26 protein-coding genes and 1 tRNA gene are annotated in these 26,184 nt (G+C 46.9%); 10 read left to right on the top strand and 17 right to left on the bottom strand.

The window, feature by feature from the left end:
* Positions 1 to 9: 9 nt before the first annotated feature.
* The 5 genes from yihA to rpmH all read right to left on the bottom strand — a co-directional run bounded on the left by yihA (position 10) and on the right by rpmH (position 3,518).
* Positions 10 to 663, bottom strand: a complete 654-nt coding sequence (gene yihA / locus OEU88_RS00745) for a ribosome biogenesis GTP-binding protein YihA/YsxC (protein WP_262693182.1) — start codon at positions 661 to 663, stop codon at positions 10 to 12.
* 23 nt (positions 664 to 686) lie between these two features.
* Entirely contained in the window at positions 687 to 2,417 is a 1,731-nt protein-coding gene (yidC, locus tag OEU88_RS00740; RefSeq protein ID WP_262693181.1) for a membrane protein insertase YidC, read from the bottom strand.
* Between the two features lie 77 nt (positions 2,418 to 2,494).
* Complete coding sequence (gene yidD / locus OEU88_RS00735; protein WP_262694170.1) at positions 2,495 to 2,770, bottom strand: membrane protein insertion efficiency factor YidD; 276 nt, start codon at positions 2,768 to 2,770, stop codon at positions 2,495 to 2,497.
* 94 nt (positions 2,771 to 2,864) lie between these two features.
* Positions 2,865 to 3,284: a ribonuclease P protein component gene (gene rnpA, locus OEU88_RS00730; protein WP_262693180.1), complete on the bottom strand. Its 420-nt coding sequence runs from the start codon at positions 3,282 to 3,284 to the stop codon at positions 2,865 to 2,867.
* Positions 3,285 to 3,383: 99 nt separating this feature from the next.
* A complete protein-coding gene (rpmH, locus tag OEU88_RS00725) occupies positions 3,384 to 3,518 on the bottom strand; it encodes a 50S ribosomal protein L34 (RefSeq protein WP_262693179.1) in 135 nt (44 codons plus the stop codon).
* Positions 3,519 to 3,919: 401 nt separating this feature from the next.
* Between rpmH and OEU88_RS00720 the strand changes: the two genes are divergently transcribed.
* Positions 3,920 to 5,248, top strand: coding sequence for a sensor histidine kinase (locus OEU88_RS00720; RefSeq protein ID WP_262694169.1), 1,329 nt, complete (start codon positions 3,920 to 3,922; stop codon positions 5,246 to 5,248).
* A 20-nt stretch (positions 5,249 to 5,268) separates the two neighbouring features.
* The gene (locus OEU88_RS00715) at positions 5,269 to 6,171 is read left to right on the top strand and encodes a P1 family peptidase (RefSeq protein WP_262693178.1); all 903 of its coding nucleotides are present in this window, start codon (positions 5,269 to 5,271) and stop codon (positions 6,169 to 6,171) included.
* Between the two features lie 27 nt (positions 6,172 to 6,198).
* Here the strand turns inward: OEU88_RS00715 and OEU88_RS00710 are convergent, their stop codons facing one another.
* Positions 6,199 to 6,717, bottom strand: coding sequence for a hypothetical protein (locus tag OEU88_RS00710; protein ID WP_262693177.1), 519 nt, complete (start codon positions 6,715 to 6,717; stop codon positions 6,199 to 6,201).
* A 190-nt stretch (positions 6,718 to 6,907) separates the two neighbouring features.
* On the opposite strand from OEU88_RS00710, the gene OEU88_RS00705 reads away from it, so the two are divergent.
* A tRNA-Arg gene (locus OEU88_RS00705) sits at positions 6,908 to 6,984 on the top strand.
* A gap of 414 nt (positions 6,985 to 7,398) precedes the next feature.
* Positions 7,399 to 8,877 (top strand): sulfatase-like hydrolase/transferase, encoded by a 1,479-nt coding sequence (locus tag OEU88_RS00700; RefSeq protein ID WP_262693176.1) that lies wholly within the window; start codon positions 7,399 to 7,401, stop codon positions 8,875 to 8,877.
* A gap of 197 nt (positions 8,878 to 9,074) precedes the next feature.
* Here the strand turns inward: OEU88_RS00700 and OEU88_RS00695 are convergent, their stop codons facing one another.
* The 4 genes from OEU88_RS00695 to OEU88_RS00680 form a co-directional block, all read right to left on the bottom strand.
* Entirely contained in the window at positions 9,075 to 9,290 is a 216-nt protein-coding gene (locus tag OEU88_RS00695; RefSeq protein WP_262693175.1) for a SlyX family protein, read from the bottom strand.
* Between the two features lie 40 nt (positions 9,291 to 9,330).
* On the bottom strand, positions 9,331 to 9,846 hold the full coding sequence (locus OEU88_RS00690) for a PAS domain-containing protein (RefSeq protein WP_262693174.1): 516 nt from the start codon (positions 9,844 to 9,846) through the stop codon (positions 9,331 to 9,333).
* A 102-nt stretch (positions 9,847 to 9,948) separates the two neighbouring features.
* Positions 9,949 to 10,911: a hypothetical protein gene (locus tag OEU88_RS00685; RefSeq protein ID WP_262693173.1), complete on the bottom strand. Its 963-nt coding sequence runs from the start codon at positions 10,909 to 10,911 to the stop codon at positions 9,949 to 9,951.
* Between the two features lie 42 nt (positions 10,912 to 10,953).
* Entirely contained in the window at positions 10,954 to 12,174 is a 1,221-nt protein-coding gene (locus OEU88_RS00680) for a glycosyltransferase family 4 protein (protein ID WP_262693172.1), read from the bottom strand.
* Positions 12,175 to 12,491: 317 nt separating this feature from the next.
* Between OEU88_RS00680 and OEU88_RS00675 the strand changes: the two genes are divergently transcribed.
* Positions 12,492 to 12,683 carry a (2Fe-2S)-binding protein gene (locus tag OEU88_RS00675; protein ID WP_262693171.1) on the top strand — a complete coding sequence of 64 codons (192 nt, stop codon included), beginning with the start codon at positions 12,492 to 12,494 and terminating at the stop codon, positions 12,681 to 12,683.
* Positions 12,684 to 12,755: 72 nt separating this feature from the next.
* Here the strand turns inward: OEU88_RS00675 and bfr are convergent, their stop codons facing one another.
* Positions 12,756 to 13,232 carry a bacterioferritin gene (gene bfr, locus OEU88_RS00670; RefSeq protein ID WP_262693170.1) on the bottom strand — a complete coding sequence of 159 codons (477 nt, stop codon included), beginning with the start codon at positions 13,230 to 13,232 and terminating at the stop codon, positions 12,756 to 12,758.
* 330 nt (positions 13,233 to 13,562) lie between these two features.
* On the opposite strand from bfr, the gene trhO reads away from it, so the two are divergent.
* From trhO to OEU88_RS00655, 3 genes are all read left to right on the top strand, one after another.
* Positions 13,563 to 14,516 carry an oxygen-dependent tRNA uridine(34) hydroxylase TrhO gene (gene trhO / locus OEU88_RS00665; RefSeq protein ID WP_262693169.1) on the top strand — a complete coding sequence of 318 codons (954 nt, stop codon included), beginning with the start codon at positions 13,563 to 13,565 and terminating at the stop codon, positions 14,514 to 14,516.
* 51 nt (positions 14,517 to 14,567) lie between these two features.
* Positions 14,568 to 15,221, top strand: a complete 654-nt coding sequence (locus tag OEU88_RS00660; protein ID WP_262693168.1) for a glutathione S-transferase — start codon at positions 14,568 to 14,570, stop codon at positions 15,219 to 15,221.
* A gap of 237 nt (positions 15,222 to 15,458) precedes the next feature.
* A complete protein-coding gene (locus OEU88_RS00655) occupies positions 15,459 to 15,884 on the top strand; it encodes an OsmC family protein (RefSeq protein WP_262693167.1) in 426 nt (141 codons plus the stop codon).
* 5 nt (positions 15,885 to 15,889) lie between these two features.
* Here OEU88_RS00655 and OEU88_RS00650 read toward each other — a convergent pair whose 3' ends face one another.
* Positions 15,890 to 17,689, bottom strand: coding sequence for an aminopeptidase P family protein (locus tag OEU88_RS00650; RefSeq protein ID WP_262693166.1), 1,800 nt, complete (start codon positions 17,687 to 17,689; stop codon positions 15,890 to 15,892).
* A gap of 198 nt (positions 17,690 to 17,887) precedes the next feature.
* On the opposite strand from OEU88_RS00650, the gene OEU88_RS00645 reads away from it, so the two are divergent.
* Entirely contained in the window at positions 17,888 to 19,975 is a 2,088-nt protein-coding gene (locus tag OEU88_RS00645) for a S9 family peptidase (RefSeq protein ID WP_262693165.1), read from the top strand.
* Here OEU88_RS00645 and OEU88_RS00640 read toward each other — a convergent pair.
* The 3 genes from OEU88_RS00640 to OEU88_RS00630 all read right to left on the bottom strand — a co-directional run bounded on the left by OEU88_RS00640 (position 19,972) and on the right by OEU88_RS00630 (position 22,991).
* Positions 19,972 to 20,427 (bottom strand): TIGR01244 family sulfur transferase, encoded by a 456-nt coding sequence (locus OEU88_RS00640; RefSeq protein WP_262693164.1) that lies wholly within the window; start codon positions 20,425 to 20,427, stop codon positions 19,972 to 19,974. The genes OEU88_RS00645 and OEU88_RS00640 overlap by 4 nt on opposite strands.
* 51 nt (positions 20,428 to 20,478) lie before the next feature.
* Positions 20,479 to 21,105: a DNA-3-methyladenine glycosylase family protein gene (locus tag OEU88_RS00635; RefSeq protein WP_262693163.1), complete on the bottom strand. Its 627-nt coding sequence runs from the start codon at positions 21,103 to 21,105 to the stop codon at positions 20,479 to 20,481.
* A gap of 116 nt (positions 21,106 to 21,221) precedes the next feature.
* Positions 21,222 to 22,991 (bottom strand): serine hydrolase, encoded by a 1,770-nt coding sequence (locus tag OEU88_RS00630; RefSeq protein WP_262693162.1) that lies wholly within the window; start codon positions 22,989 to 22,991, stop codon positions 21,222 to 21,224.
* A gap of 123 nt (positions 22,992 to 23,114) precedes the next feature.
* Here OEU88_RS00630 and OEU88_RS00625 point away from each other — a divergent pair, with 123 nt between their 5' ends.
* Entirely contained in the window at positions 23,115 to 23,786 is a 672-nt protein-coding gene (locus OEU88_RS00625) for a nitroreductase family protein (protein WP_262693161.1), read from the top strand.
* A 9-nt stretch (positions 23,787 to 23,795) separates the two neighbouring features.
* Here the strand turns inward: OEU88_RS00625 and OEU88_RS00620 are convergent, their stop codons facing one another.
* Positions 23,796 to 24,710: a MipA/OmpV family protein gene (locus tag OEU88_RS00620; protein WP_262693160.1), complete on the bottom strand. Its 915-nt coding sequence runs from the start codon at positions 24,708 to 24,710 to the stop codon at positions 23,796 to 23,798.
* A 48-nt stretch (positions 24,711 to 24,758) separates the two neighbouring features.
* On the bottom strand, positions 24,759 to 26,159 hold the full coding sequence (locus OEU88_RS00615) for an MATE family efflux transporter (protein WP_262693159.1): 1,401 nt from the start codon (positions 26,157 to 26,159) through the stop codon (positions 24,759 to 24,761).
* Positions 26,160 to 26,184: the final 25 nt, after the last annotated feature.

Below are 26,184 nucleotides of genomic sequence, written 5' to 3'. Positions count from 1 at the left end.
GATACTGCGTTAAAAGCGAGTCGTTTGACCAATCTCGGCACGTACTTCAGCAAGCCCCCATGCTTTTTCGCTGCTGGTGGCCAAGATCGTAGGATGACATGCGATAAACTTTGCAGCATCCATTTTGGTCTTGTTAAGCATTTTATCTCGTTCGGCAACTTTCAGTTTATCAAGTTTGGTTAGAACGAGTTGATAGTTCACTGCTGCTTCGTCCAGCATTGTCATAATTTCGCGGTCATTTTCTTTAAGGCCATGCCTGCTGTCTATAAGCAGCATGATACGTCGCAGGTTAGGGCGGCCACGTAAGTATGTTTTTACAAGCCGCGTCCATGCCTGTACACGCTTGCGCTCAATTTTGGCATAGCCATAACCAGGCAGATCAACCAGATAGGCAGGCTGATCCGTTTCTGAGCCCATTTCAAAGTAATTCAGCTCCTGCGTGCGCCCTGGTGTGTTTGATGTGCGCGCCAGTGTCTTGCGGCCAGTAAGCGCATTCACAAGGCTGGACTTGCCAACGTTTGATCGTCCGGCAAACGCAACCTCAGGCCTGTCTGCAGCAGGTAGTGTTTCCAGTGACACGGCGCCCATAACAAAAGTAACAGGCCCGGCAAACAAAAGCCTACCGCGCTCCAGGTCATCTTTGTCATACAGGTCTTCAGACACAGGCTTTTCCTAAGTTAAGCACATCAAGTAGAAGTGCGTGCTTCTTCACGGCGCATGATGAGCCATTGCTGTCCAATCGACAGGATGTTGTTCCACGTCCAGTATAGAACGAGGCCTGCGCTGAACTGCGCCATGACAAAGGTGAATATAAGCGGCAGCATGTTCATGATTTTTTGCTGCATCGGGTCCATGGTTGCTTGCTGCGGATTAAGTTTCTGCATCAGATACATGGAGACACCCATCATAATAGGCAGAATGCCAATAGCAATTACGCTAGGCGGGTCCCATGGTATCAAACCAAACGCATTTAGCGGTGTCAGTGGGTCTGCAACTGACAAATCCTTGATCCAACCAACAAAGGGTTGGTGACGCATTTCAATGGTGACATAAAGCACTTTATATAAGGCAAAGAATATAAACATTTGCGGAATAAGCGGCAAGCACCCGGCCATTGGGTTGATACCTTCATTTTTATAAAGGGCCATCATCTCTTGCTGCATTTTGGCTTTGTCGTCGCCGTGGCGTTCTTGCAGTGCTTTAATCTTTGGTTGTGCCTTTTTCATATGGCTCATGGATACATATGATTTGTTGGCAAGTGGGAACAGGAACAGTTTCAGGATCACTGTCATTAACAAGATCGCAACACCGAAATTACCAGTTAACAGGAAGAGGTAATGGATGGCTGCAAAAATTGGCTTGGTAAGGAACCAGAACCAGCCCCAGTCAATTGTGCGATCAAACAGATTGATATTATATTGCTCAGCATAATCATCAATGGCGCCAACAATTTTTGCCCCGGCATAAAGCTGGCTGGTTGATGTTGATTGACCGCCAGCAGGTGCAACCTGCCAGTTTTCTGCATACTCAACGCGGTACGTCACGCCGTTATTGTCCACCCGGCGGATCATGCGAGCGCGGTTAAGGGCAGTGTTTTGATCCGGAATCATTGTGGTCATCCAGAACTTGTCTGTAATGCCCATCCAGCCGCCGACACTACTGAGTGTCTCAAAATCACCGTCATCTTCGAGGTCGCCGTAGTCAATTTCTTCAAGAGTGCCGTTAAACACACCGATCGGTCCTTCATGAAGAATGTAGAGGCCATCAGTTTTTGGTTCGCCTTGGCGGTCAATCGCACCGTATGGGGCAACCTCAATTGGGCTTCCACTATTATTGATGACAGACTGTCGAACAGAAAACATAAACTGTTCGTCAACGCTGATATCAAGATTGAATATCACATTCTCCGGGTTGGTCCACGACAGTGTAACAGGTGTTTCTGGTGTCAGCGTGTTGCCAGATGAACTCCAGACGGTTGCATCATTAGGTGTGAAAGACGCGTCTTTGCCTTTGGCGAACCAACCGTATCTAACAAAGTATGATTTCTGTTCCTCAAGGGGGACAAGCAAACGAATGCTGGGCGAATCAGCATCTTGACTGACGCGATGGTTTTTCAATAGCAAATCATCAAGCCTTGCACCGCGTAGTGAAATAGAGCCGCTTAGCTCGGATGTTTCGAGAGCAATAGAACCGGCATCTTCGTATGTCACGGTTGCAGGCGTGTTTTGAACGATGGATGGCTGCGTTATGGACGGCGCATCCGCACGTGGTGCAATTGTGTCTTCTGCCAATGCACGTTGTTGTTGCTCATATTGGCGCTGCGCTTCAAGCTTTGGCCCTGCATAAAGGTACTGATAGCTCATCAAAATAAACAGCGACAGCACTGCAAACAAAATAAAGTTTTTATTTTCACCCATGAGATCAAATACCCTGACACTATACTCGGCGACAATCGCTCGTTTCGATAGCTTTGTTAATTGTTAGTCTTCTTTAATTAATAGTCTGGCGACACCTGCTTGTCGGCTTTTGGTGCATCGTTCTTAATTGTGTTGCTGCCTTTTGGCACAGGATCATATCCAAATCCACCCCAAGGATGGCACTTTGCTATCCGTTTTGCTGCAAGCCAGCCTCCTTTTAGGCCTCCATGCAGCGAAATCGCCTCAAGGGTATAATGGCTGCAGGTAGGCTGAAAACGACATCGCGGCCCTAAAAGTGGTGAAATAACAAGCTGATAAAACCGTACAAAAGCGGAAAGTAAGACCGCAAGCAGTGATTTGCTTCGGTCTTTTTTTAACTTTTGTTCTTCAGTGTTTTCCGCCAACGCGGTTTCCTTCGGATGTTACGCAGCATGTGGTTTTATGGTTCTAACTACTCTTTTGGCGTTTGTTCGATTTCTTTAAGTCGGTACCCGAGGCCAATTTGGCAAGTGCCCACGTCATATCAGCACACATTTTTTTAAATGGGTAGTGCACGGCAGTATTGCGTCCAATTAATACGAACGACCAACCATTGGGGGCATGTTCAGGAAAGCTGGCTCTTGCTGCTTCTTTTAGTCGCCGCCTTGCTTTAGAGCGCATGACAGCATTCCCTACTTTTTTGGAGACGGTGAATCCGACTTTTGCGGGTGTTGAATCGTCTGATTGATGCGTTGTTCCATGATCAGCTTGCAAAATAAAGCTGGGCGTAACCCATTTGCGGCCGGTATTTGCAACGCTAAGGTATTCAGGGCGTTGTGTGATTCGGCCGATTTTGCTTGTTGCCAAAGTTTTTGGTTTGCTGACCATTCAATTGCATTCCATACAAAAAGCCGACCGGAGCATATCACGGTCGGCGTTCTGTATTTTCAAGCAGAGAATCAGTCTCTGCATAAAGGCGGGCTTGTCTTATGCAGACAGGCGTTTACGACCGCGTGCGCGGCGTGCAGCCAAAATCTTGCGACCACCAACAGTTGCTTTGCGTGCACGAAAACCGTGACGGCGCTTGCGAACGAGCTCACTTGGTTGGAATGTGCGTTTCACTTTATTTACTCCAGCTATGCGCCGCTTTTCTAATGCTCAGCTTCGGAAATCTGTATATCCGCAGCGATCAAAGGTGCTTTCACACGGGCGCTTCAAATTCGAACGCGGTGTATACCGACTAGTTACGAGCAAGTCAACTGTCCAAAACAGATAGTTTTGTCTGGTTTTTTGCTCAGTGATGCAACTTGTTTTACCAGATATGAAAATTGGTATCAAATGCAACCATTCCTTATGGTTAAGCTTGGCAAATCGTGAAATTTAAAATCAAAGCAGTGCCTTGATTATTGTTTACTTGCTTTTCGCTCAGGAATAGTTTTGAACACTGAGTTATGCCAGATCATTACAGACCCATTACGGCTAGTCTCCGGTCACGTCTACTGTTCCTCACAGTTATATTTGTGATGGTGATTTCCGGCTTTGTTTATCTGCCGTCCATTGCAAACTTTCGTCAGGACTTTTTGCAAACGCGTCTGGCAAATGCGCAAATTGCTGCGCTCGCTCTCGAAGAGCGCGGTGATGCACCCGTTAGCCCGATGCTGGAAGAGCGTCTTTTAAACGAAGCAGGCGTTATTGCTGTTATCATGCGCGGTGAAGACAAAAGCTTGTTACTTGGGTTTAACGTTATGCCTGAGGAAGTGGACGAATCGTACGATTTACGTAACCCGTCACTCGGTATGCTTATTATTGATGCGTACCAGACACTCAATTTTGGTGGCACACGGGTTATTCGTGTTGTAGGGCGAGCCAAGTCACCGCAAATTCGCTGGTTAGAGATCACTATTGATGAGGCAGACCTTTATAGTGAACTAACGAAATATTCGAATAATGCGCTCATACTTGCAATCATTGTCTCACTCTTTACTGGCATATTGGTGTATTTGGCGTTGCACTGGATGTTGGTGCGCCCGATGCGCCGTATAAAAGACAGCATTGTTTCCTTCCGGCGCCGCCCTGAAGTGGTAAAAAAGATTCGCTATTCTAAAGGCCGCTCGGATGAAATTGGTCTGGTGCAGCGTGAATTAACCCGTATGCAGGATGAAGTACGTCAGGCTTTGAAACAAAAAAGCAACCTGGCGGCGTTGGGCGAAGCTGTAGCGAAAATCAATCACGATTTGCGCAATGTTCTGACAACGGCGCAGCTTGCATCTGACGTGTTGCAAAATGTTGACCACCCACGCGTGCAAAAGGTTTCCCGCCGTTTGATGACAGCAGTAAGCCGGGCTATTGCGCTTTGTGAGGCGACAATCAGGCATGGTAAGGCTGAAGAAGCACCGCTTGAGAAAAGCGAAGTGTGTTTGCGTGATCTGGTTTTTGATGTTGGGTCATCGCTTGGTTTGCTGGATGGTGGTACTTTCCGTTTCGAGTGTAATATCGATGAAGATTTTATGATCTATGTTGATCCCGAGCAATATCACCGGGTATTGCTTAATTTGTGCCGCAATGCTGGTGAGGTACAAGGGCCAGATGGGTGGATTGAGGTGACGGCAACAAAAGATGAAGCCCAAACCAGTCATATTCATGTTTGTGACCATGGGCCCGGTATTCCTGAAACGGTGAGACCTCATTTGTTTAAGGCATTTTCATCCAGCAAGGCAGGCGGTACAGGTCTTGGGCTTGCTGCAGCACGTGATATCGTTTTAGCGCATGGTGGCCAAATCGGTCTGGAAAGCACAGGACCTGAGGGGACATGCTTTATGATGTGCCTGCCTGACCGTGATGAAGACGAGTAGGCTAAAAGTAGGATCATAAAATGACACGTTATGAAGCGATGCCTGGACCAACTGATTCGCTGACGGATATTGCAGGTCTGCAAGTTGGCAATGCTCATGATGAAAAGGTGCGCAGCGGGGTTACAGTTGTTTTGCCAGATACACCTGTGACGATGGGCGTGGATGTACGTGGTGGCGGGCCAGGTACGCGTGATACGGAAGCGCTTGACCCCACATGTCTGGTAGAGAAAATGCATGGTCTTGTGTTGTCGGGTGGGTCCGTGTTTGGTCTTGCCGCAGCTGACGGTGTTGCTAGTTTTTTGTCACATAAAGGTATCGGATTGCCTATTAGCCCGGCGGCTGTGCCAGTGGTGCCAGCTGCTATATTGTTTGATCTGCGTAATGGCGGTGACAAGAACTGGGGGACGGAGCCACCATACCGTGCTCTTGGTATAGCTGCTGCAGAAGATGCGTCTGACACAATGACAGCTGGCCGCACGGGGGCGGGTTACGGTGCTACAGCTGGTGCTTATAGTGGCGGCCTTGGAACAGCGAGTCTTGTTTTGCCAAATGGTCTCATGGTTGCTGCTATCGTTGCAGTGAACAGCTTTGGCGGCCCGGTAGTGCGCACTGCTGCTGAGCACGGTGTCGTCGAGATGCCTAAGATGGGTATTTCGGGCACCAATACCACTATCGCGGCTGTTGCAACCAATGCCCCTCTTAACAAGGCCGAATGTACACGTTTTGCGATGATGGCTCAGGACGGGCTTGCGCGGGCTCTAAGGCCTATCCATACACCGTTTGATGGGGATACGGTTTTTGCTTTGTCTACAGCAGATTGTGAAACAGATCTGGAAGCGGGCACTTTGATGGCGCTACTGGGTACGCTTGGCTCTGATTGTATCGTAAGAGCCATTGAAAAAGCGATTGCTGCCACCAATTAAGTTAACGCTTTCCTCTTGCGCTAATCTTTATGATGAGTTGTTCATGGTGTCCGGCTTGATACGGTTAAGCCTTTGGCGTTCAGCTATTACGATTTGATCAAAAGCTTTTTTGGCTTCATGTGCGTTGCTTACTGGTGACGTGGCATTGAGAGAAGCGCTGTATATGATTTCGTTGAGGGTGCTAACCGTTTGGCTAAACCGTGTAAGCGCTAATTGCGCTTCCAACCATAGGTGTGTGCCATTAACATTAGTTTCACGCACTGACGCTTCATAAGTTGATAAAGCTTTGTTGTAAGCCTCCTGAGCCGTGTTGATAGCGACGGTGATATCAGCAAGGCGTGCTTGGGCATCTGCTGCTGAGGCAAGTGCTGGCTCTGGTTTTGGTTTAGGTGCGTTTGAGATGCTAGCCTGTTCCACCACACGTACGCGCTCTGATGCATCCGGAATTTTATCTGACAGATTCGGCCAGTCACCAGACATGCTGCACGCTGAGATACACGCCGTTAAAGCGGCAATAAGAAGCAAACGTGTTGGCTGTTCAATCATTACATAATATCTCAAAGTCATTGGTTTATCGGGATTTGTGCTGCCTGAATTGCAGGCAAGCTAGCGACCTTTTATGGCATAAACAAGAAAAAGCGATTTCCCACTTGCAATCGTCAGGCAATCTGATTAGGTTCCGCCGCACGCCGCAAGATATTGTATCATATGCAATGCGGCGCATGTTTTGGCGAATGCACCGGTAGCTCAGCTGGATAGAGCACTAGACTACGAATCTAGGGGCCGGGGGTTCGAATCCTCCCCGGTGCGCCATTATCAAATTTCTGCTGCAGGCTCTATCAAAAGCGCGATATCGAATACCCGCTATAAAACATTCATAACTAGCTAATAGTCTCGATAAAGTGACGGAGTATATATGCTTCGAAGGGTCATAAACTCGTTGAACATTTAGCGATGCATAAAGATTATATCTTCCGATTAATGTATCTGACACTGGAAAGAAAATGGCTACTACCTTGCATCTGAATTTGCTAAAAGAGGCTAATGGCATCATTGAATAATTATAAATGTGATTGACTGTAATAATTACTAATAGATTTCTGATATGGTTGTTATCGAGATAAACTTCGAGCGTTATCCTGGTGCTGTGTATATATTTTGATGTAAGTGACCACACTTGGTAATGTTAGTTGATTGAAAGACTTTTAAAATAAGAAGGCTATAAAATTGTATCGTTTGTTTATTCTTCCTATTGCCTCGCTTATCTTTATTTTTACATCTCCCTCACTAAGTAGTGAGACAAACGACCAACCTAACATTATTTTTATATTGGTTGATGATCTTGGATGGGGAGATGTTGGATATCATGGCGGAGATATATATACACCCAACATCGATTCAATTGCTCAAAAAAGTATCAAACTTGAAAGACATTATGTACACCCATATTGCCTACCTACGCGTCTGGCTTTTTTTACGGGTGATTATCCGGGACGTACCAATAATTCCAAACCAGTAGATCAGTTTACCGGTAATCTGCCAGAGAGATCATTACCGAGATCATTGTCCAGCTTAGGCTATGAAACGTTCATTGTTGGAAAATGGCATTTAGGTAATGATAAATCTAGGGGGCCATTGCAGTATGGTTTTTCTCATTCATATGGTGCGTTTGATGCTCACGCTGATCCCTACTTTCATGATACGGCTAGTGGTCAACACGTTTGGCATCGAAACGATATCATCACCAAGGAAGAGGGACATGCAACCGATTTACTGACTGACGAGGCTTTGCGAGTTGTCACAGGTAAGCGACATAACCCGTACTTCCTTTATTTAGCATATACCGCTCCTCATTGGCCGCTTGATGCTCCCCAAAACTGGAAAGAATTTTATGCGCAAACGAACATTAAAAATGCTGATTATGCAAGCATGGTCAGCCATTTGGATGAAAATATTGGTCGACTTTTCGTTCGTATTCAAGAAACTCAAAATGAGAGAGATACAATTGTTATATTCTCTTCGGACAATGGCGCTGAGGCACGAAGTGCCTATACCGACAATGTTTACGACGGTGTATATGGAAAGCGGTATGGGGTTCAAACAGCGTTTGGTAGTAATGGCCTTCTTAAGGGCGCAAAAGGTTCTGTTTATGAGGGTGGTGTGCGTGTTCCGGCATTTGTGTGGTGGGAAGGATTGGAAAAACCTCGCACAATCAATACACCTTTACAAATAGAAGACTGGTTTCCAACAATCTTGGATATCGCGGGTGCTTCTATCCAATATCATGGACCGGGAAAAAACATTCGCGATATTCTAACCGGGGTAGTAAGTAGTAGTTGGAATAGAGAATTTTATACGCGATCTACTTGGCCACATCCAATGTGGGCACTGCGTGATGGTCCATTGAAGATGGTCGTCTCACTCAAACCCAACAAACCCTGGCTTCAATCGTTGGCTAAAGCTGTATTGCCAAAATCCCAAGAATGGCGGATAAATAAATGGTTTGGCAACTACGATATTGCGGATTCCTCTCGCCTGAAATTTGAATTTTATAATGTTCAGCTGGACCCTTCCGAGGAAAATGATATTTCTGAAGCTGTCTCTTATGACCAGAAACAAAAGTTTATAACAAAATTGAATGCATATAGATCAGGTGACACAAACCTAAATACGGAATTATGTATTCCCGCACCTCCGGTCCCCTGATTTTGGGGTAACATGATGGCTAGCTAACAATTCGGGTGATGTTAGATTGGCCGCGTTATTGAGGTGTTATTGTAACCAAACCTTATTGCGCTAGGCGATAGCTGTTGAAGGCTTAAGCCATGGTAAATGCGCCACTTCCCTTTTAAAGGTTAGTCATCACTGGACATGATAAGTTTGCAGATCCATTTTGATACACATCAATAATGCGGCGGTGGTGGTTCATCGCCACCAGCGCCTTGCCATTCACCCAACTCAACAATGCGACCCTCAAGGCGTTCAATAGTACGTTGCAACTGTTCAATGGTTTGCCATTGCTTTGTAACTGTCTCATTGAGGCTATCAATTGTGTCTTGCTGGAAGGCATATTTTACTTCCAGATCATCGACGCGGTTTATAACGTGGTCATCGGGCATACAGTCTTTTCTCATCTTATATTAAGGGAAGGCATCAATTCTATTTTTGCGTTGTGATGTTGACGCAGATCAGGACTTTTTCAACCTTAGCCTTTGCATCAAATAATGGCATGTAAAGCGCAATTGCTTCCAGATGGAGGCGTTCGGGTGCAAACGCAGGCGAGGTAGTTAATACCGCACTTTTAGTTTCCAGAACACGTGCACAGGCTTGATAAATGCGCGATATGGCTTGCGTGTTTTTCATCTCGCGCACATCTTTACCGGCTAATTCCCCGTAGAAGTTAGCAACATATCCACCGATAAGACGTACCCGCAGAGCCCAGTCATTGTCTGCATGTTCAACATCAAGAATTACCAAATGTTCAAGGTAACGTTTCATTTCTACAGGATTGATGTCCTGTCGCATTATTTTATGTGTAGGGCCACCTTTTTCGCGCCACATGGACATGAAGAAATCGACCATTTTGTTTCGGCCATCAATGGCCTCACCTGTTAGTAGCTGGAAATCGCCAAAGGAAATCTGTTGTGCCGTTACCTGATTTTTGCCATTCAGCATCTGTACCTCTTTAGGTGCTCTCACATCTTCATTAATAGCAAATGACGGGCGAGAATACCATGAGGATATATTTTAATATATAATAGTCGAATCAGTTTCGAATCAGTATTTTGATTCGTTTTGATTCGTTTTATTATTGCTTCCACCAAGTATATCGCGCAAACCAAGGGCTGCAAAAATAGATAGATTCAGTACCTGTGATAACGCCCCGCTTGCTACAAACAGACCGGCAAGTATCGCCTGAGATGCATCTACATACGAAAGCAGTGTCAGACCGACCCCTGCAAAAAGCAGGTCAGCATTGGGCAGGAAAGGGATGCGGGTCAATACATATTGTGCGGTGAGAAATAGTAACCACACATCTAGGCTCACGTAAGGCATCACCACAGTCCACTGGCCTACTTGCAAGGCTACAACAGCTATCAAGCGTGTTAAGTGAATGCCAAACACAGCACGTAGATCATCTGCCTCAGCATAAAATATTTTACCTCGCAACATAACTGCGAGCGGAAACAACACAGCGCTTAGTCCGAATGCGATAGCGACATACCTTGAATAAGATGGGTCTGCGCCTGTAATGAGTTCTAGCTGCCCTGTTGCGAAAAACAATGTTAAGAGTATGAGGGTCAAGGCATTGGATGAAAGCGCTGATAAAATGTTACTATCTTTGACAGTAGCCAGCGTACGGCGCTTGCTTTGGTTAAGGTTTTTACTGCCCCACAATGCTATGTATGCCTCGCCAGAGTAGCTGACAAATGCATAGTTGTAGATACGCATGCGTAAAAAGACATCGAACCGCAGGTTAACCGCTTTCCCCCACATGCGCCGATAGACGGTCCATTCAGCGACCGGGAACGCAAAATACATCATGATAAAAAAGACATAAAACCACGGCGTGGAAGGCAGGGACTGTGTAACTTCCTGCCAGCCAATATCTGTAATGCGTATGGCAAGATAGTAGCAAACCGCCAGTATGAAGACTGCTTGCAGGGCACGACCTGTTGCATGTGCTAGCGGATGAGCGGTGATTGATACCGCTTTTTCTTTCAATGATGAAAGTGTCATGCCAATGATTTAGTCAACTTGCGAGGCAATGAAAAGCAGTCATTACTCAGCAGCAGAAACCGTGGGCCGCATGCTACGCTTGACGTGCCCACTTTCTGTCGTGCCAGCGTATGCTGTCATAACATCTGAATACTGCTCGAAAAGTCTGCTCAGTACAGCGTCCCAAGTGTAATCTTGGGCGCGGTGAAGGCTGGCTGCAGCCATTTGTGCTTTTAGTGTGGGGGTTTCGATAATATTTTGCAGGTGGTCTGCGAAAATAGCAGGCTCAAGTTTTTCTGCCAGAAAACCGTTTTCATTGTGGCTTACCAGCGAACGGCTACCGGTGGCATTTGCGCAAACGGCAGGTAACCCGCAAGCCATTGCTTCAAGTGTAACGTTGCCAAACGTTTCGGTTATGCTGGCGTTGAAGAATATGTCTGAACTGGCATAGGCACGCGCTAAAGCGTCTCCGTTAAGATAGCCGGTAAAAATTGCGTCAGGTAATCTGTTGGTGAATCTTTCGCGCTCCGGACCATCGCCTACAATAAGTGCCTTAAATTTGATGCCACGTTTTGCGAGCAGGTCCAGCGTGTCTGCAAAAACACCAAGGCCTTTTTCCAATACTAATCGCCCAACAAAGGCAATAACGGCCTCACTATCAGCGATATCTAGCTTTCGTCGCCATTCGATATCGCGCCGCTTGGGATTGAACAGCTCTGTGTCAACACCGCGGCTCCATATGCCAATATTGTGTGCCATGTTCTGGGCCTGAAGTTCTTCAGCCATGCACGGGGAAGGGACATATATCTGTTCGCAGCGGTGGTAAAATCGGCGCATATATGCGGTCACATGTTTCTCGAGCCACGCCATTTTATAATAACGCGGGTATGTATCAAAACGAGTGTGGAACGATGCAACTGCAGGTACATTGTTTTCTTCAGCCCACTTCAGTGCGCCGCGCCCAAGAATGTCTGGGGCAGCGAGGTGGATCATGTCGGGTGCAAAGTCGATCAATTTCTGGCGGATACGCTTGGGTAAACCTAAGGCAATACGATATTCCCCGCGTCCAGGCAGTGGCACGGAAGGAACAGAAACAAGCGTCCCTTGATGTTGGAAAGCTGCTTTTTCTGCCGTGGGGGCAAAAACCAAAACTTCGATGCCACGCTTTTCCAGATATCCAACAAGTTTATTGAGCGCGCGTACGGGACCATCCATGACATAGTTGTAGTTGCCTGAAAACAGTGCAATCCGACGCGGTTTATACTGTGCTACATCGTAGGGCATATCGTTCCTCAATCACAGCATCTGCTGTTTTATACAGTGCTATCCCTCGGCACTGAGTCGTATGTTTACGAGTCTTATTTGCTCGCTCAATTTTATTTATCAATGCTGATACAAGCTGTTTTTGACATTTTGATGGCTAAATTGAGCCCAAAAGTCATTTCAACTTTACATTACTATTATTTATACACGCATTTCGGGAATAATGCACTCTTTGGGTACAGTTTTAAGTGTTGTGTATTTTGCGGCTTGACCAGCAATACTTATATGCTTATTAATATTGATAACGGTTCTTAATATTAAGTGAGCAAGCCACGATCATGTATGTATGTTTGTGTAACGGTTATACCGATAGTGAAATTAAAACAGCAGTACGAGAAAACGGTGTGAAGTCTGCTGATGAAGCATATGTTTCGCTAGGAAACGGATTTTGCTGCGGCGCTTGCCGTGATTGCGCCGTTGATATTGTGAACAAGGAGCTGCCACACCAGCGTGTGCTTGCTGCTGAATAGATAGAGTTATAGCCGAATCAAAAAAGCCCTGCATTTTGCAGGGCTTTTTGTTTGTGTGGTAATCGACATGCTTTAGTCGGCGGAAGCAGACTGTAACTGGACGTAATTTTGCAGCCCCATACGTTCTACGAGAGACAGCTGTGTTTCAAGCCAGTCAACATGTTCTTCTTCTGATTCCAGAATGCTGGACAACAAGTCACGTGAAACATAATCACGAACGCTTTCGCTATGCTCAATGGCATCTCTAAGGTCTTTGTGTGCGATATGCTCCATTTTCAGGTCGCATTGCAGAATTTCTTCGACATTTTCGCCGATCATCAATTTACCCAGGTCTTGCAAGTTTGGCAGACCCTCGAGAAACAAAATACGCTCAATCAACTGGTCGGCATGTTTCATTTCGTCGATTGATTCTTCGTATTCTTTATCACCAAGTTTCGTCATGCCCCAGTCCTTGAGCATACGAGAATGGAGGAAATATTGATTGATTGCCGTAAGTTCATTTTTCAGAATCACGTTCAAATGGGCAATAACCTTCTTGTCGCCTTTCATGGCAATCTCCTGTCGAAAATAAACAAAACTACGGTGCGAATTTGACCTCACTATAGCAAGCTGAGGGAGTGGCTGCAAATTGTTTCGGTTGTTGCTAATCCCTATTAATATAAGGTTTTTTCGGGATTTTCATGCAATTGAAAGTGCGTTGCAACTGCATGAAAAATCATGAGTGTTTCACTGCAATATGTGCACTTGAGAAAGCTATAAGATATGCGACATTTTTGCGTATCATGCTTAGGCGTTTTACAAGTATGATCAGCTTGCTTATAAGGCCGCTTGAAAGTTACCCATGGCTTGAAAACCGTTTATTGTTGAGAGACACTTACGATGGCAAATACCGCCTCCACATACCTTGTTGCTGCACTTTATAAATTTGTTGCATTGGAAAACTTTGCTGAGTACCAGCAGCCGATTCAGAATGTATGCACGGAAAACGATGTTAAGGGCACGATCCTCCTTGCCGGTGAAGGCATTAATGGCACCATTGCGGGTCCAGAGGAAGGTTTGCGGACTGTTCTGGCTTATCTGCGCTCTATTCCGGCTTTTGAAGGGCTTGATCATAAGGAATCGTGGGCGAGCGAGCCACCTTTTCCGCGCATGAAGGTTCGGTTGAAAAAAGAGATTGTAACCATGGGTGTGCCCGGCATAGACCCTAATCAAGTGGTTGGTACCTACGTTAAACCGCAAGACTGGAATGCGTTGATCTCTGACCCTGATGTGGTTGTGGTTGATACGCGTAATGATTACGAAGTGGCTATTGGCACATTTAACAGGGCGATTGATCCGGAGACAAAGTCTTTTCGGGAGTTTCCTGATTGGGTCAAAAACACGGATACACTTAAAGGCCAAAAGAAGGTTGCCATGTTTTGCACGGGTGGCATCCGGTGCGAAAAATCAACGGCATATCTAAAAGAACAAGGTTTTGACGAAGTGTATCATCTTCAAGGTGGTATTCTGAAGTATCTGGAAGAAGTGCCCGAGGAAGAAAGTCTATGGCACGGTGAATGTTTCGTCTTTGATGATCGGGTGTCTGTTGGCCACGGGTTGAGGGAAGGGCCGTATGACATGTGTCATGCATGCCGCCGCCCTATCAGCGAAGAAGACAAACAATCTTCTGATTATACACAAGGTATTTCTTGTCCGCATTGTTATGACGAGACAAGCGAGGAGCAGAAAACGCGCTTCGCGGAACGCCAAAAGCAAATTGCGCTGGCGAAAGAGCGAGGTGAATTACATATCGGCGTTAGCGCACCGCCGCGCCTGAAAACAACCGATGAGTAAAACCAAAGGAAACGCAGTACAGGCTTCGGGATACATTGAAGGCAGATAGTTTTGATTGTTGATAAACCAGTTTTATATAGTTTCAGACGCTGTCCATATGCGATGCGGGCACGAATGGCTATTGCTGTTGCCGATCAAAAAGTGCTGCTGCGGGAAGTTGTTCTCAGAGACAAGCCTGCCTCAATGCTTGAAGTGTCCGGCAAGGGAACAGTTCCCGTTCTGGTGTTGCAGGATGGTATGATCATTGATGAAAGCCTTGATGTAATGACATGGGCCTTGCAAAGGCATGACCCTGAAGAGTGGTTGCGGCCAGAGGTGGGCACATTCACTGACATGCAAAGCCTTATTGCCGAATGCGATGGCCCGTTTAAGCATCACCTTGATCGTTTTAAATATACTACACGTTATGAAGATGTTGATCCTGATGTACACCGCACTGAGGCTGGTAAATTTCTGAGCGGCCTTGATCGGCGATTGGCAGGAAGCAAGTATTTGTATGGCGGCAAGCGCAGCGTGGCTGATATTGCTATTTTCCCCTTTGTTCGTCAGTTTGCTGGTGCGGCCGGTTCTTGGTTTTGTAATGACAAGTTTCCAAATTTGACGCCATGGCTTGAAGGTCATGTCACCTCCGACTTCTTCAAAAGTATCATGAAAAAGTATCCGCAGTGGCAGCAAGGTGATGTTGAACCTGTTTTTCCGGAATAATCTCGGTTCTTCGTATCAAAACATATACCTGAAATGAGAAATCCCGCGCCGTATAGGGGCGCGGTCAACTCTTCTTCATTTAGGGAGTAATGTCGTGACTAGGGCGTTTAATGTCGATTGCCTTTCATTCTTTGCTATGTGGTGAGGGCATGTAATGATACGCCCTTGCGATTAGAGGTGCGATGCTTGCGGTAAGCTGATCAGTCGCCGCTTAAATAACGAACTAAAGGAAAATCAATGGCTTCAGGTAAAACAACAGTGAAATGGGTAGATGGTATGACGTTTTTGGGCGAATCGCCTTCTGGTCATTCAGTTGTTATGGATGCTGGTGCTGAAAGTGGTGGCAACGACAAGGGTATCCGCCCCATGGAAATGCTGCTTTTGGGCATGGGTGGTTGTTCCAGCATTGATGTGATGATGATCCTGAAGAAAGCCCGACAGGATGTTGCCAATTGCTGGGTTGAGCTGGAGGGAGAACGCGCGGACGATCACCCGAAGTATTTCAATAAAATCCACGCCAAGTTCTTTGTGAAGGGCAATAACATTGACCCCAAGCATGTTGAACGCGCCATTCAGCTTTCTATGGACAAATATTGCTCCGCCTCAGTGCAAATGGGCGCACTTGCCGCGATCACAACAGACTTTGAAGTGATCGAAGCTTAGCTAGGTTATTTTGCGATTATAGCGGTTGCTGCTTCCAGCCAAGCCTTGGCGGCGCCTTCCACCAGTGGGCTGATTTTGGCCCACACGTCTGCGTGGTAGGCATTTAACCATGTGAGTTCACTGTCTGTAAGTAGGCTTGTATCTACAAGTGAGCGCTCGATCGGTGCATGGGTCAAGGTCTCGAACCCCATCATGTGACGACCGGGCTCGCCGGCGTCTTTGCCTTCAAGCGCCTTTACCAGCACAAGGTTTTCAATGCGAATACCGTATTCGCCGGCTTTATAGTAGCCAGGCTCGTTCGACAGGATCATGCCTGGCTCAAGTGGCACATCAGATGATCCCTTGGCGATACGCTGCGGGCCTTCGTGTACGGCGAGAAACGCACCAACACCGTGGCCTGTGCCGTGGTCATAATCAAGCCCTGCATCCCATAGCGGTCGGCGGGCAATGGCGTCCAGCGCTGCGCCTGATGTACCCTTCGGAAACTTGGTTGTTGATAGGGCAATATGCCCTTTTAAAACGCGTGTGAAATTCTCGCGCATTTCCTGTGTGGGTGTGCCAACCGGAATGGTGCGTGTGATGTCTGTTGTGCCATCGAAATACTGGCCGCCGCTGTCGACCAGATACAGACTGTTCATATCCAGTGTGCGGTTGCTGTTTTCATCAACGCGGTAATGACAGTGTGCGCCGTTTGGACCGGATGCGGAGATGGTATCAAAACTGTTGTCTTGCAACAGTGCGCGTTTTTGCCTGAATGACCATAATTTGGCGACAGCTTTAAGTTCGTCAACATTGCCAGTGTCAGCTTCAACGGAAAGCCAATGCAGGAACTCGGTAATGGCCGCGCCGTCGCGGATGTGTGCATCGCGGCTGCCTTGTTGTTCGGTTGAGTTTTTAACGGCCTTCGGCAAAATGCATGGGTCTTGGCCCTCAACAAGAGTTGCACCGCTTTTTGTCAGCGTATCAAAAATCTTTGCGTTGTTTGTCGCACGGTCTACTAGTATTGATGCGCCTTCGGTACCTAGGTTTGCCAAATGGCCATAGAAGTTTTCACGTGGTTCGATGCTCACGTGGTTACCAAGCTTGGTACGCAGTGTTTCATCAACTTTGCGCGCATCAATAAAAAGCGTGGCGCTCTCGTCCTTGCGCATTACGGCAAAGGCATGTGCAACTGGTGTATTATCCACATCTGCTGCACGTACGTTGAAGGCCCACGCAACACTATCCAGCATACTGATGACGGCAGCATCCGCTCCCTCAGCCTCAAGTGACTGTGCAACATCAGCGCGTTTTTCTGCAGCGCTACGACCTGCATATTGATCATCCAGCACATATGCCGGTGACAACGGTGCCTCGGGTTGATCCTGCCAAACAGAATCGATTGGATTTGTGTCGGTTGCTACAAGTGTTAATCCGGCTTTTTTAAGGGCAGCTTCTGCGGTTTCTACCCATGCTACTGTCGCAAGTTCCGGGTCATATCCAATTTTCCCGTTTTTTGGTGCATTGTCAGCAACCCATTTCAGCAAAGAGTATTCCTGGAAATGATGGTGCGCAAACACATCACCGTCAACTTGATCAGCGACTTGCAGTGTATAGCGCCCGTCAACAAAAATGGCACCTTTGCCCATCAGTACTACGGCGTTGCCGGCGCTGCCTTCAAATCCTGTGACCCATGAGAGGCGCTGTGCATAACTGCCAACATATTCACTCATATGCTCATCAGTTAACGGTATGATGAAACCATCAAGGTTTCTGCTGGACAGTTCTGTGCGCAAGGCTTTTACGTGAGCGGGATTTGTTGTCATGTGAGCTTTCCGTTTACTGATCTGATGGAGGCTTGTGAATTATTTCTCCGTATGTTGCAGGCGCGCACGTGAATTGCAAGAGCCACCTGTCAATTGTTGTGCTTTACAGGACGTGTTCAAGCTTTTACCTGTTGGTCGGAAAACAAACAAAGAGATACGGCGTACTATGTGTGCGCTGTTCTGATATTTGGGACAAGTATGTCAAAAGCACCTAAAGATATCACACCGCCAATTGCCAAGTGTGTAACGCATCGTTTTAGTCATCATGGTGACACGGTTGAGGATCCATACCATTGGCTGAAAGACCCTGGATACCCTGAGGTTACCAACGGGGATGTTTTGGCATATCTTAATGCTGAGAATAGTTATTACGATTCCGTAACGAAAAAAGATAATGCGGCAACAGAAACCATATTCAACGAGATAAAGGGCCGGTTGAAAGAGGATGAAGAAGGTGTGCCTTGGCAGGACGGGCCTTATGATCTTAGGTGGGCTTTTAAAACCGGAACGCAGTATCGTTGCTGGTACTACCGTCCGCGTTGCGCAACAGCTTTTGATGATAAGCCATGGCGTATATTGCTGGATGAAAATCAAGCGGCAGAAGGGCTGGATTTTTTCAAGCTCGGTGCGCTTAGTATCAGCCCTGACGGTCGGTATCTGGCAACAAGCGCAGACATCAATGGGTCTGAGCGTTTTACGATAACCATAAAAGACCTGAACACTGGTGAAGTGTTGGTTGATGGTATTGAAGAGACGTCCGGAGAAGTGGTGTGGGCCGCTGATAGTAATAGGTTTTACTATGTTAAGGTCTCTCTAGAATGGAGACCCTACCTTGTGATAGGTCAGTCATTAAGTGGCAAAACATCAAATGTTTATGAAGAGCAGGATAACAGCTTCTTTGTCCACATAAGTGCAACTACGTCAAAGGAATACCTGATTATTCGTAGTGCTGATCACGTAACAGCAGAAAACCATATACTTTCACTGTCTAATGCGAACGATAAACCAAACTGCATATGCCCGCGGCGGATAAAACATGATTATAGTATCGACCATGCCGGTGATCGTTTTATGGTTCGGTCCAATAAAAACCATATCAATTACAGCGTCTTTACGTGCAGCAAGAGCACGGATGAAAATAGTTGGGTAGAACAACTAAAAGGAGATAACCACCGGTATTTAAGAGGGTTGCAAGCGTTTGATACGTTTACGGCGGTTGAAGACCGTATTGATGGTTTGGACCAGATCACGCTTCTCTTTAATGACGGATCGCATGTCAATATACCAATGCAAGAACCAGTTTATGAAGTTGGCTTAGACAATAATCCTGAAGCTAATCAACAGTTCATTCGCCTTGGTTTCTCCAGCTTGCTGACACCGCCTACAGTTATGGATGTTCCAGTTTCGGTTGCTGGAAACACCAGCAAGCCAATAGTGCGCAAGGTGCAAGACATCCCTTCTGGCTATGATAGCACCAAATATAAATCAGAGCGGCTCATGGTGCCCGCGCGCGATGGTACATTGGTGCCGGTAAGTTTGGTGTATGCCGCAGATTGGCAAAAAAATGAAGGAAAGCCCGTTCATCTATACGGGTACGGTGCATATGGCATTGGCATGAGCCCGGGTTTTTCTGCTGCGCGGTTGTCGTTGCTTGATCGTGGTTTCGCCTATGCAATTGCGCATATTCGTGGCGGCGATGAATTAGGCCAAGGATGGTATGAAGCCGGTAAGCTTGAAATGCGCACCAACACCTTTAATGACTTTGTTGATGTTGCCCGCCATCTAACAAACGAAGGTTATGCCTCGTCTGGTGGTATCAGTATTTCTGGTGGCAGTGCTGGTGGTGAATTAATGGGTGCGGTTCTTAATCAGGCGCCTACGCTTTTCAAGGCGGCGGTATTGCATGTGCCTTTTGTCGATGTGCTCAATACAATGCTTGATGCTGAATTGCCGTTAACACCTATTGAATGGCCTGAATGGGGAAACCCGATTGAAGATGCTGCAGCATATAACAATATTAAAAGCTATTGTCCGTACACCAACATTGAAGCAAAGGCGTATCCACCGATGCTCGTCACAGGCGGATTAAATGACCCGCGCGTAACATATTGGGAGCCTGCGAAATGGACCGCAAAAATGCGAGCGACAAAAAGCGATGATAACCTGCTTATCATGAGGATAAATATGGGTGCAGGGCATGGTGGCAAGTCAGGTCGTTTTGAACGTTACCGGGAAGTTGCAGAGGAATATATGTTCTTGTTGAATTGCTTCAATACCGCGCCTTAGCTAGTTGCGTTTTTGTATAGATGCGCAAGGGTTGGTGCAAAATTGGCAATGTCATAACCAGCAACCCCGGCACTATTGATAATTGTTTCAACAGGCGCACTGCCTGTATAGGCTTGTGAAAGCGCCCATAGCGTGCACGAGCGTGTGCCTGATCGACAAAAAGCCAGTACTTTAGCATCCTTGTTTTCGTCAGTGTCTTTAAGCGCGTATGATAATTGCTCAATCGCATCCAGTGTTAATTCGCCGCCCACAACAGGAATGTGTGCCCACTTTATTCCTTTTGCTTCTGCAACAGCCGCCAGCGATGCATTTGTGGGCTGACTGCCTTCTTCTCCGTCCGGACGGTTGTTAATAATGAGCGTGTAGCCTTGATCAACTGCATCTGCAATATCATCAGCGCTGATTTGGGGTGCAACAGACAGTGTGGGTGTGACAGGACGAAAATCGCTCATATAAAGCTCCTTGCTTTGATGAACACAGTGTCAGACATCACGGCGCTAATGTCAAAGGGGTGCGTTGGAATAATAGTGCCACGCCAATAAAGCTACGGCGCTGCGATATGGACGCCATCGCTCACCAATGGCCTGCGTTTCTTTCTCTGTTGGGCGGTCGTCCAGTCCTATGATGCGCCCAACGCCAACACGCACAGCCAAATCACCCACTGGCCAAACATCTGTCCGCCCCAATGAGAACATCATGTACATATGTGCGCTCCAGACACCTAACCCCTTAACAGCGGTAATGGCTGCAATGGCATCATCATCGGACATGTCTGGTAGTGCAGTTATATCGAGAATACCATTTTCGGTGGTTTCGCAAAGGGACCTGACATAAGCAATTTTCTGCCTTGATAAACCAGCATTTCGTAAGGCTTCATCGTTGACACTATTGAATTTGAGAGGTTGTGGGTCGCCGCCCACTAGGTCATTAACGCGCTCAGAAATGGTGGCAGCTGCTTTCACAGATAGTTGTTGGCCAATAATAACACGCAAAAAAACAGCAAATGATTGCTCATTAACCCGTTCATTTGGGTATCCAACATGTTTGATGGCAGCGGCTATATGGCTATCTGCTGTAGCAAGTGTGTCTAATTGTTTTTTTATATCAGAGTTTCTGAGCTGGAAGTTCATTCTGTGCCCTCGGTTTAAAGCTGACAGATAATATAATCTGCCTGGCATCTTTGCTATCACGCAGCCCCAATTACACCAACAAAACTACACATTGATGTCCGGTTTTAGCGATTATTCTAATACGCACTGAAGGTACCCGCGACGCCCCATGCCACCAGCATCAGGAGCAACGAAATTGCAGACGCACTTAACAGGATAAGGTGCAATTTCACCACAGGCTCTATAAGCCCTTGAGGTAATTTATCTTTGCGGGAAAAGGATACCGTAAACATAGGCACTGTGAGAACTGCCATCAGGCCGATATTCAAGGCAACACGCCACGAACTTATCAACCATGCCTTGTCTTGCTCATACAAGACATGTGGCCACGCAGTTAATTCCATATATAGCCCCAGTGAAACTAATGCCGTACCCATGATCGTGAATACAGCCATATTACGCCACGCGCGATCTTTCATGGTAAAACGATAAATGCCGCCTGAGGCAAGAGTGAGTAATATCCATGGCAATAGCTGCTCGAAGGCAGATGCCACACCCAATATATCAATACGTCGATATGGATCGTTATTCTTAATTACGTACCCACCCAGCTTGAACGGGCTGAAAATTAAGGCGTCTTTACTATCATGAAACGGATCAGCAGATTCGTACATGTACGGTCCGGTTGTTCGGTAAATACGAGTTGTGCCATCTGTTGCGGTTAAGTGTATGCCTGAACTGTCGAACCCGCCGATTGTAAACCAATCAGACGTCATTTGGTCAAGACGCTCCCTCAGCCACGCTGGTGCTGTGTCTGCCCGTATGTAACGACCAGACAATGTGCTGGGTGATGGCGGTAGTGCAAGTGTTTGGCTTGGTGTAACTGGAGGGAAAAGGTTTGTAGCCACTCGCTCGCTCACAGTTTTTGCAAGGTGACTTGCGCATGTTTGTTTGGAATCCAAGCTCACAGCCAGAAACGCAGAGCCCTCTCGGGGGAATGCTGTGAATGCCGTATTGTCACCGCACCAGCTGTTCAAGCTTGACAGTATCGTTCTGCCTCCGAAACGGTGTGCACTGAAACCAATCATAGAAATGTTTGCGTTCGGGTGGAGGCGGTGTCCACTCGCCTCATCATGCCATGCGTTATACCGGCTACGCGGCACATACGTCTTGTCGTTGATGGTAGAGTTGCTCACTAACAATTGAGCGAGTGTTGTTGCAGCCTCTTCACTAAATGACACGAGCACGGGCATATGCTTGCCTGAAAGTTTAGCATACTGAATGGTTGCATCCGAAGGTGATAAACCAAAGGGGATGGTGAAATGTTGTTTCACCAAAAAAGGAAACGGCCTTGCAACAGCTGCTTCAAGAGTGTGGACAAGCACGGCCCATCCCACCGGGTCATGTGCACTAAGTTGATCAGCACTACGCTGTTTTATAATAAACTTTTTAAGGTGATGTGCCTTTATTAAATCTGGCTTTGGACCACTTTGCAGGACCGAAGGAGGTGTTGCAAAACCGGCTGTTTCTTGCAGAAGGTGGCGAACCGTTACTGCTCGTTCAAACGGATTAGCCTCAACAATTTCAGGGATAATACCGGACACTGGAGTGTCGAGCTCAACGGCGCCTTCAGCAATTAGTCGCTGCGTGATAGCGGCCACCAATAGCTTGGTTAACCCTGCAGACTTGATTTGTTGGTTTGCATTATCTCCCGGTCGCAATACAGAGATGTTTGGACCATTGATCATGATGATGCGACTTTTTGGTCCGAGATCGTTCACCATTGCTTCAACTGTTGCTGGATTTAGTGCAATTGACTGTGCATAAACACCTGTAGGCAATGCGTAACAGGCAATCATAAAGGATATGACAGCCAATAGCTTGGTGTGTATGTGCCGTGCCTTCATATTCAAATATTTAAGCCGAGTGATAACACAGTCCTTTATTATTCGTTGCGACACAGTAAAGTCTTCGCTTATCAAGTCACATGTAGACTATTGAAAGCAATATAAGCATCAAGGGGAAAAGGCATGAACGAGGCAAAATTTGTTGAACATGTCGATTTTATTCGACGAGAACCTGACGAAATGTTGGCGCGCTCTGCCGACTTTCTGGATTTGATGAAATGCCGCCGGACAGTACGGGAATTTTCTGATACGCCGGTACCGCGTGCTGTTATTGAAAATGCAATCTTGACCGCAGGGCGGGCGCCTTCGGGCGCCAACAAGCAACCTTGGCACTTTGCTGCTATTTCCAGCCCTGAGCTGAAAACACGCATGCGCGCCGCCGCTGAAGAAGAAGAGCAAGAATTTTACGGAGGACGTGCAACAGAGTCGTGGCTTCAGGACCTGCAGCCCTTTGGTACTGACGAACATAAACCATTCCTCGAGGTTGCGCCTTGGTTGATTGCTGTTTTCCGTCGTTCTTATGACGTGGATGAAACCACAGGTGAGCGCCTGAAAAATTACTATGTTCATGAAAGTGCCGGTTTGGCTGCTGGTTTTCTGATCGCGGCACTGCATAATGCAGGCTTGGCAACGCTTACGCATACGCCGTCCCCGATGGGTTTTCTCAATGAATTATGTGACAGGCCGAAACATGAACATGCAACAATGTTGATTGTAGCAGGTTATCCTGCAGACAATGTTACTGTGCCGGATATTGATAAAAAGCCACTCGAAGATATTTCAAGCTGGCTTTAAGGTTTAAGCCTAAAACTGGCGTGTGATACCAAACCCAACAATAAACTGTGTTGGTGAACCAGTGGCTCCGCTCACGAGCGGACTGTCTTTTGCATCGCCAAACAATCGTCCAACAGATACGAGGCTAAGCACACGTACTCGTTCGTTCAACCGGTATGCACCAACAAGGTTGCCTGATAATTCTGAAAAACCGCTTGATGCTGTAAATACAGGCAACCCAGCCTCTGATTGCTCTGCGTCTTGTGCTGTAACACCAAATTGGCGTTGGGTAGACTTGCGGGTTAACCAGCGCCCACGTACACCAGCAATAGCAACAAAGTTGCCGGTTTTGTAAAAGCCATGCCCAGCGGTAAATCGAACTGAACCACCCAGATCTTCAGAAGTAGCATGGCGATAGTCGATCGAAACCAAACCGCTTTTTGTCTGGTATCTGGCAAAAGCGCCAACTTCAAACGTGGTATCAATTTCTCGCAGACCACGTAGGATGCGGTTTCGGCTTTCTGGACGTCCAAATCTGAGATTTAACAAAGGGCCAGCTTCAAAGGGGCCATTCTTAAGAGCGGCATATGTCAACAGGCTGCCGTTTAGGCGCCAGCGCTCTTTGTAGCGAATATCAATGATGGGGATGACACGCAGGCGGTAATTATCTGAGCCGATATAGTCCGGTGTTAAACCAATACCGATACCAAGCTTTGTATTAAAACCACTTTCTCGTAGATCACCGGGCCAGATCAGATCAATGCCTTGCTGCATAAATTCCACAGCCGCATCAAAACGGTCGCCAATATTGAATTGAGCATGTGCAGCGGGAGCAGCCGTCAACAACATAGTGATAGCTATAGCAAAGATGTTCAACAAACGGCGCACAGTCATTAAATAGAACTGTGTTTTGTTCGCAATTTTTTCAAAAAACCAATATCCCATTTCTAATATTTGTCTCCTGAAAGTGGTAAAAGCAAGGCAATAAATTCATTAATGACCAAGTTTTTTTTCGTCTAGTTTAGCTGAATCAGCTAGATTATTTATAGATCGTTTTGCAAGGTGAATGAAACGTATCAATTGCAGCACAAGCGATACAAACACGCCGATCAGCATGCCTTCCATCAGTCCTTGAAAGCCTCTGTCCATCGGAAATGCCAAATAATAACTGGTTGGCAGCATAACAAAAATAAAGGCAAACCCCTGGAGATAAGTTGGCCACCATGTCTCTTTGTATCCGCGCAGAACCATAGACGCCACCATCTGTGCAGCATCGAAAATCATGCCTGATATATAGACGAGAGCGAACGGTATGAGCATGTCTATAATGCGTAAATCGGAAGTGAATATGCCCAGCATAGGTTTTGTGAAGGCATAAATTAAAATAGCAAGAAAGCCACATACAAGGATTGTCATGATAATGCCGGCAACGGCGGCTAGTGCAGCGTCAGGCCCGTCATTACGAGATAATGCAATGCCAACCCTGACGGTAGTTGCCACGCCTATGCCGATTGCTATCATGAGCGGAATACCAAGCACTTGATAAACAACGCCGAAAGCTGCCAGTGGCACAGTGCCAATCCAGCCAGCAAATATGGCGAGAGCGGAGAAGGCAATCACTTCAGCCGCCAGTGATGTACCAGAGGCATAACCCATTTGGCGTTGGTCTCTCCATTCAACAAGCTTTTGAAGATGGGGTTCGCGTACTCTGAATTTTCTAAGGGAAGCTGCATTCCACACATACATCATGGCAGTAATGGCCATGAACCAGCGTACACCAGTTGATGCCCAGGCGGAACCTTCAGCACCTAATTCTGGTGCGCCGAAATGACCAAAGATAAGCATATAGTTCAGGAACACATTGACGATGTTAGCGCCGATGGTTAGTTGGAAGCCGATGTGTGGGCGCTTGATGCCTTCCAAAAACATTGTGCAGTTCACGAACAATAAATGTCCAGGCAGACCAAGTGCCAGTATACGGACCAAGTCACCGCTAACAGCAGCATTTTCCGGCGTCTGACCAAGTTGCAAAAGCCAAAACTCTGCCGGCCAGCAGGCGGCAACAATAATACCGCCGACCAAAAGGGAAAACGGCAAGTTACGCCGCCAAACTTTGCCTGCGCCTTTAAAGTCCGCGCCGCCGTATGCGTTTGTTGCATATATAATGATGCCAGATAGCAGGCCAAGGCCTATCACAAGCGCAAACATAATCACTGATTGGTTTGCCAGATTGAGCCAGGCTAAATGTTGGGTGGCGTAGTGGCCAACCATAGCAGTATCCACCATGGCTAGACCCATAAGACCAATGCGCATCATAACAGCAGGCGCTGCCAAGCGCACAAGCTCTCGCGTGTGTCGCTTTAACCGGGCAGTTATCCATTGACGGTCAAACATTGTTGACGCCTGCTGCATTGCTTTA

The sequence above is a fragment of the Kordiimonas aquimaris genome (assembly GCF_025574485.1).
Classification (GTDB): domain Bacteria; phylum Pseudomonadota; class Alphaproteobacteria; order Sphingomonadales; family Kordiimonadaceae; genus Kordiimonas; species Kordiimonas aquimaris.
The sequence above is the reverse complement of the archived record's forward strand: the minus strand, read 5'-3'. Positions and strand labels throughout refer to the sequence as shown.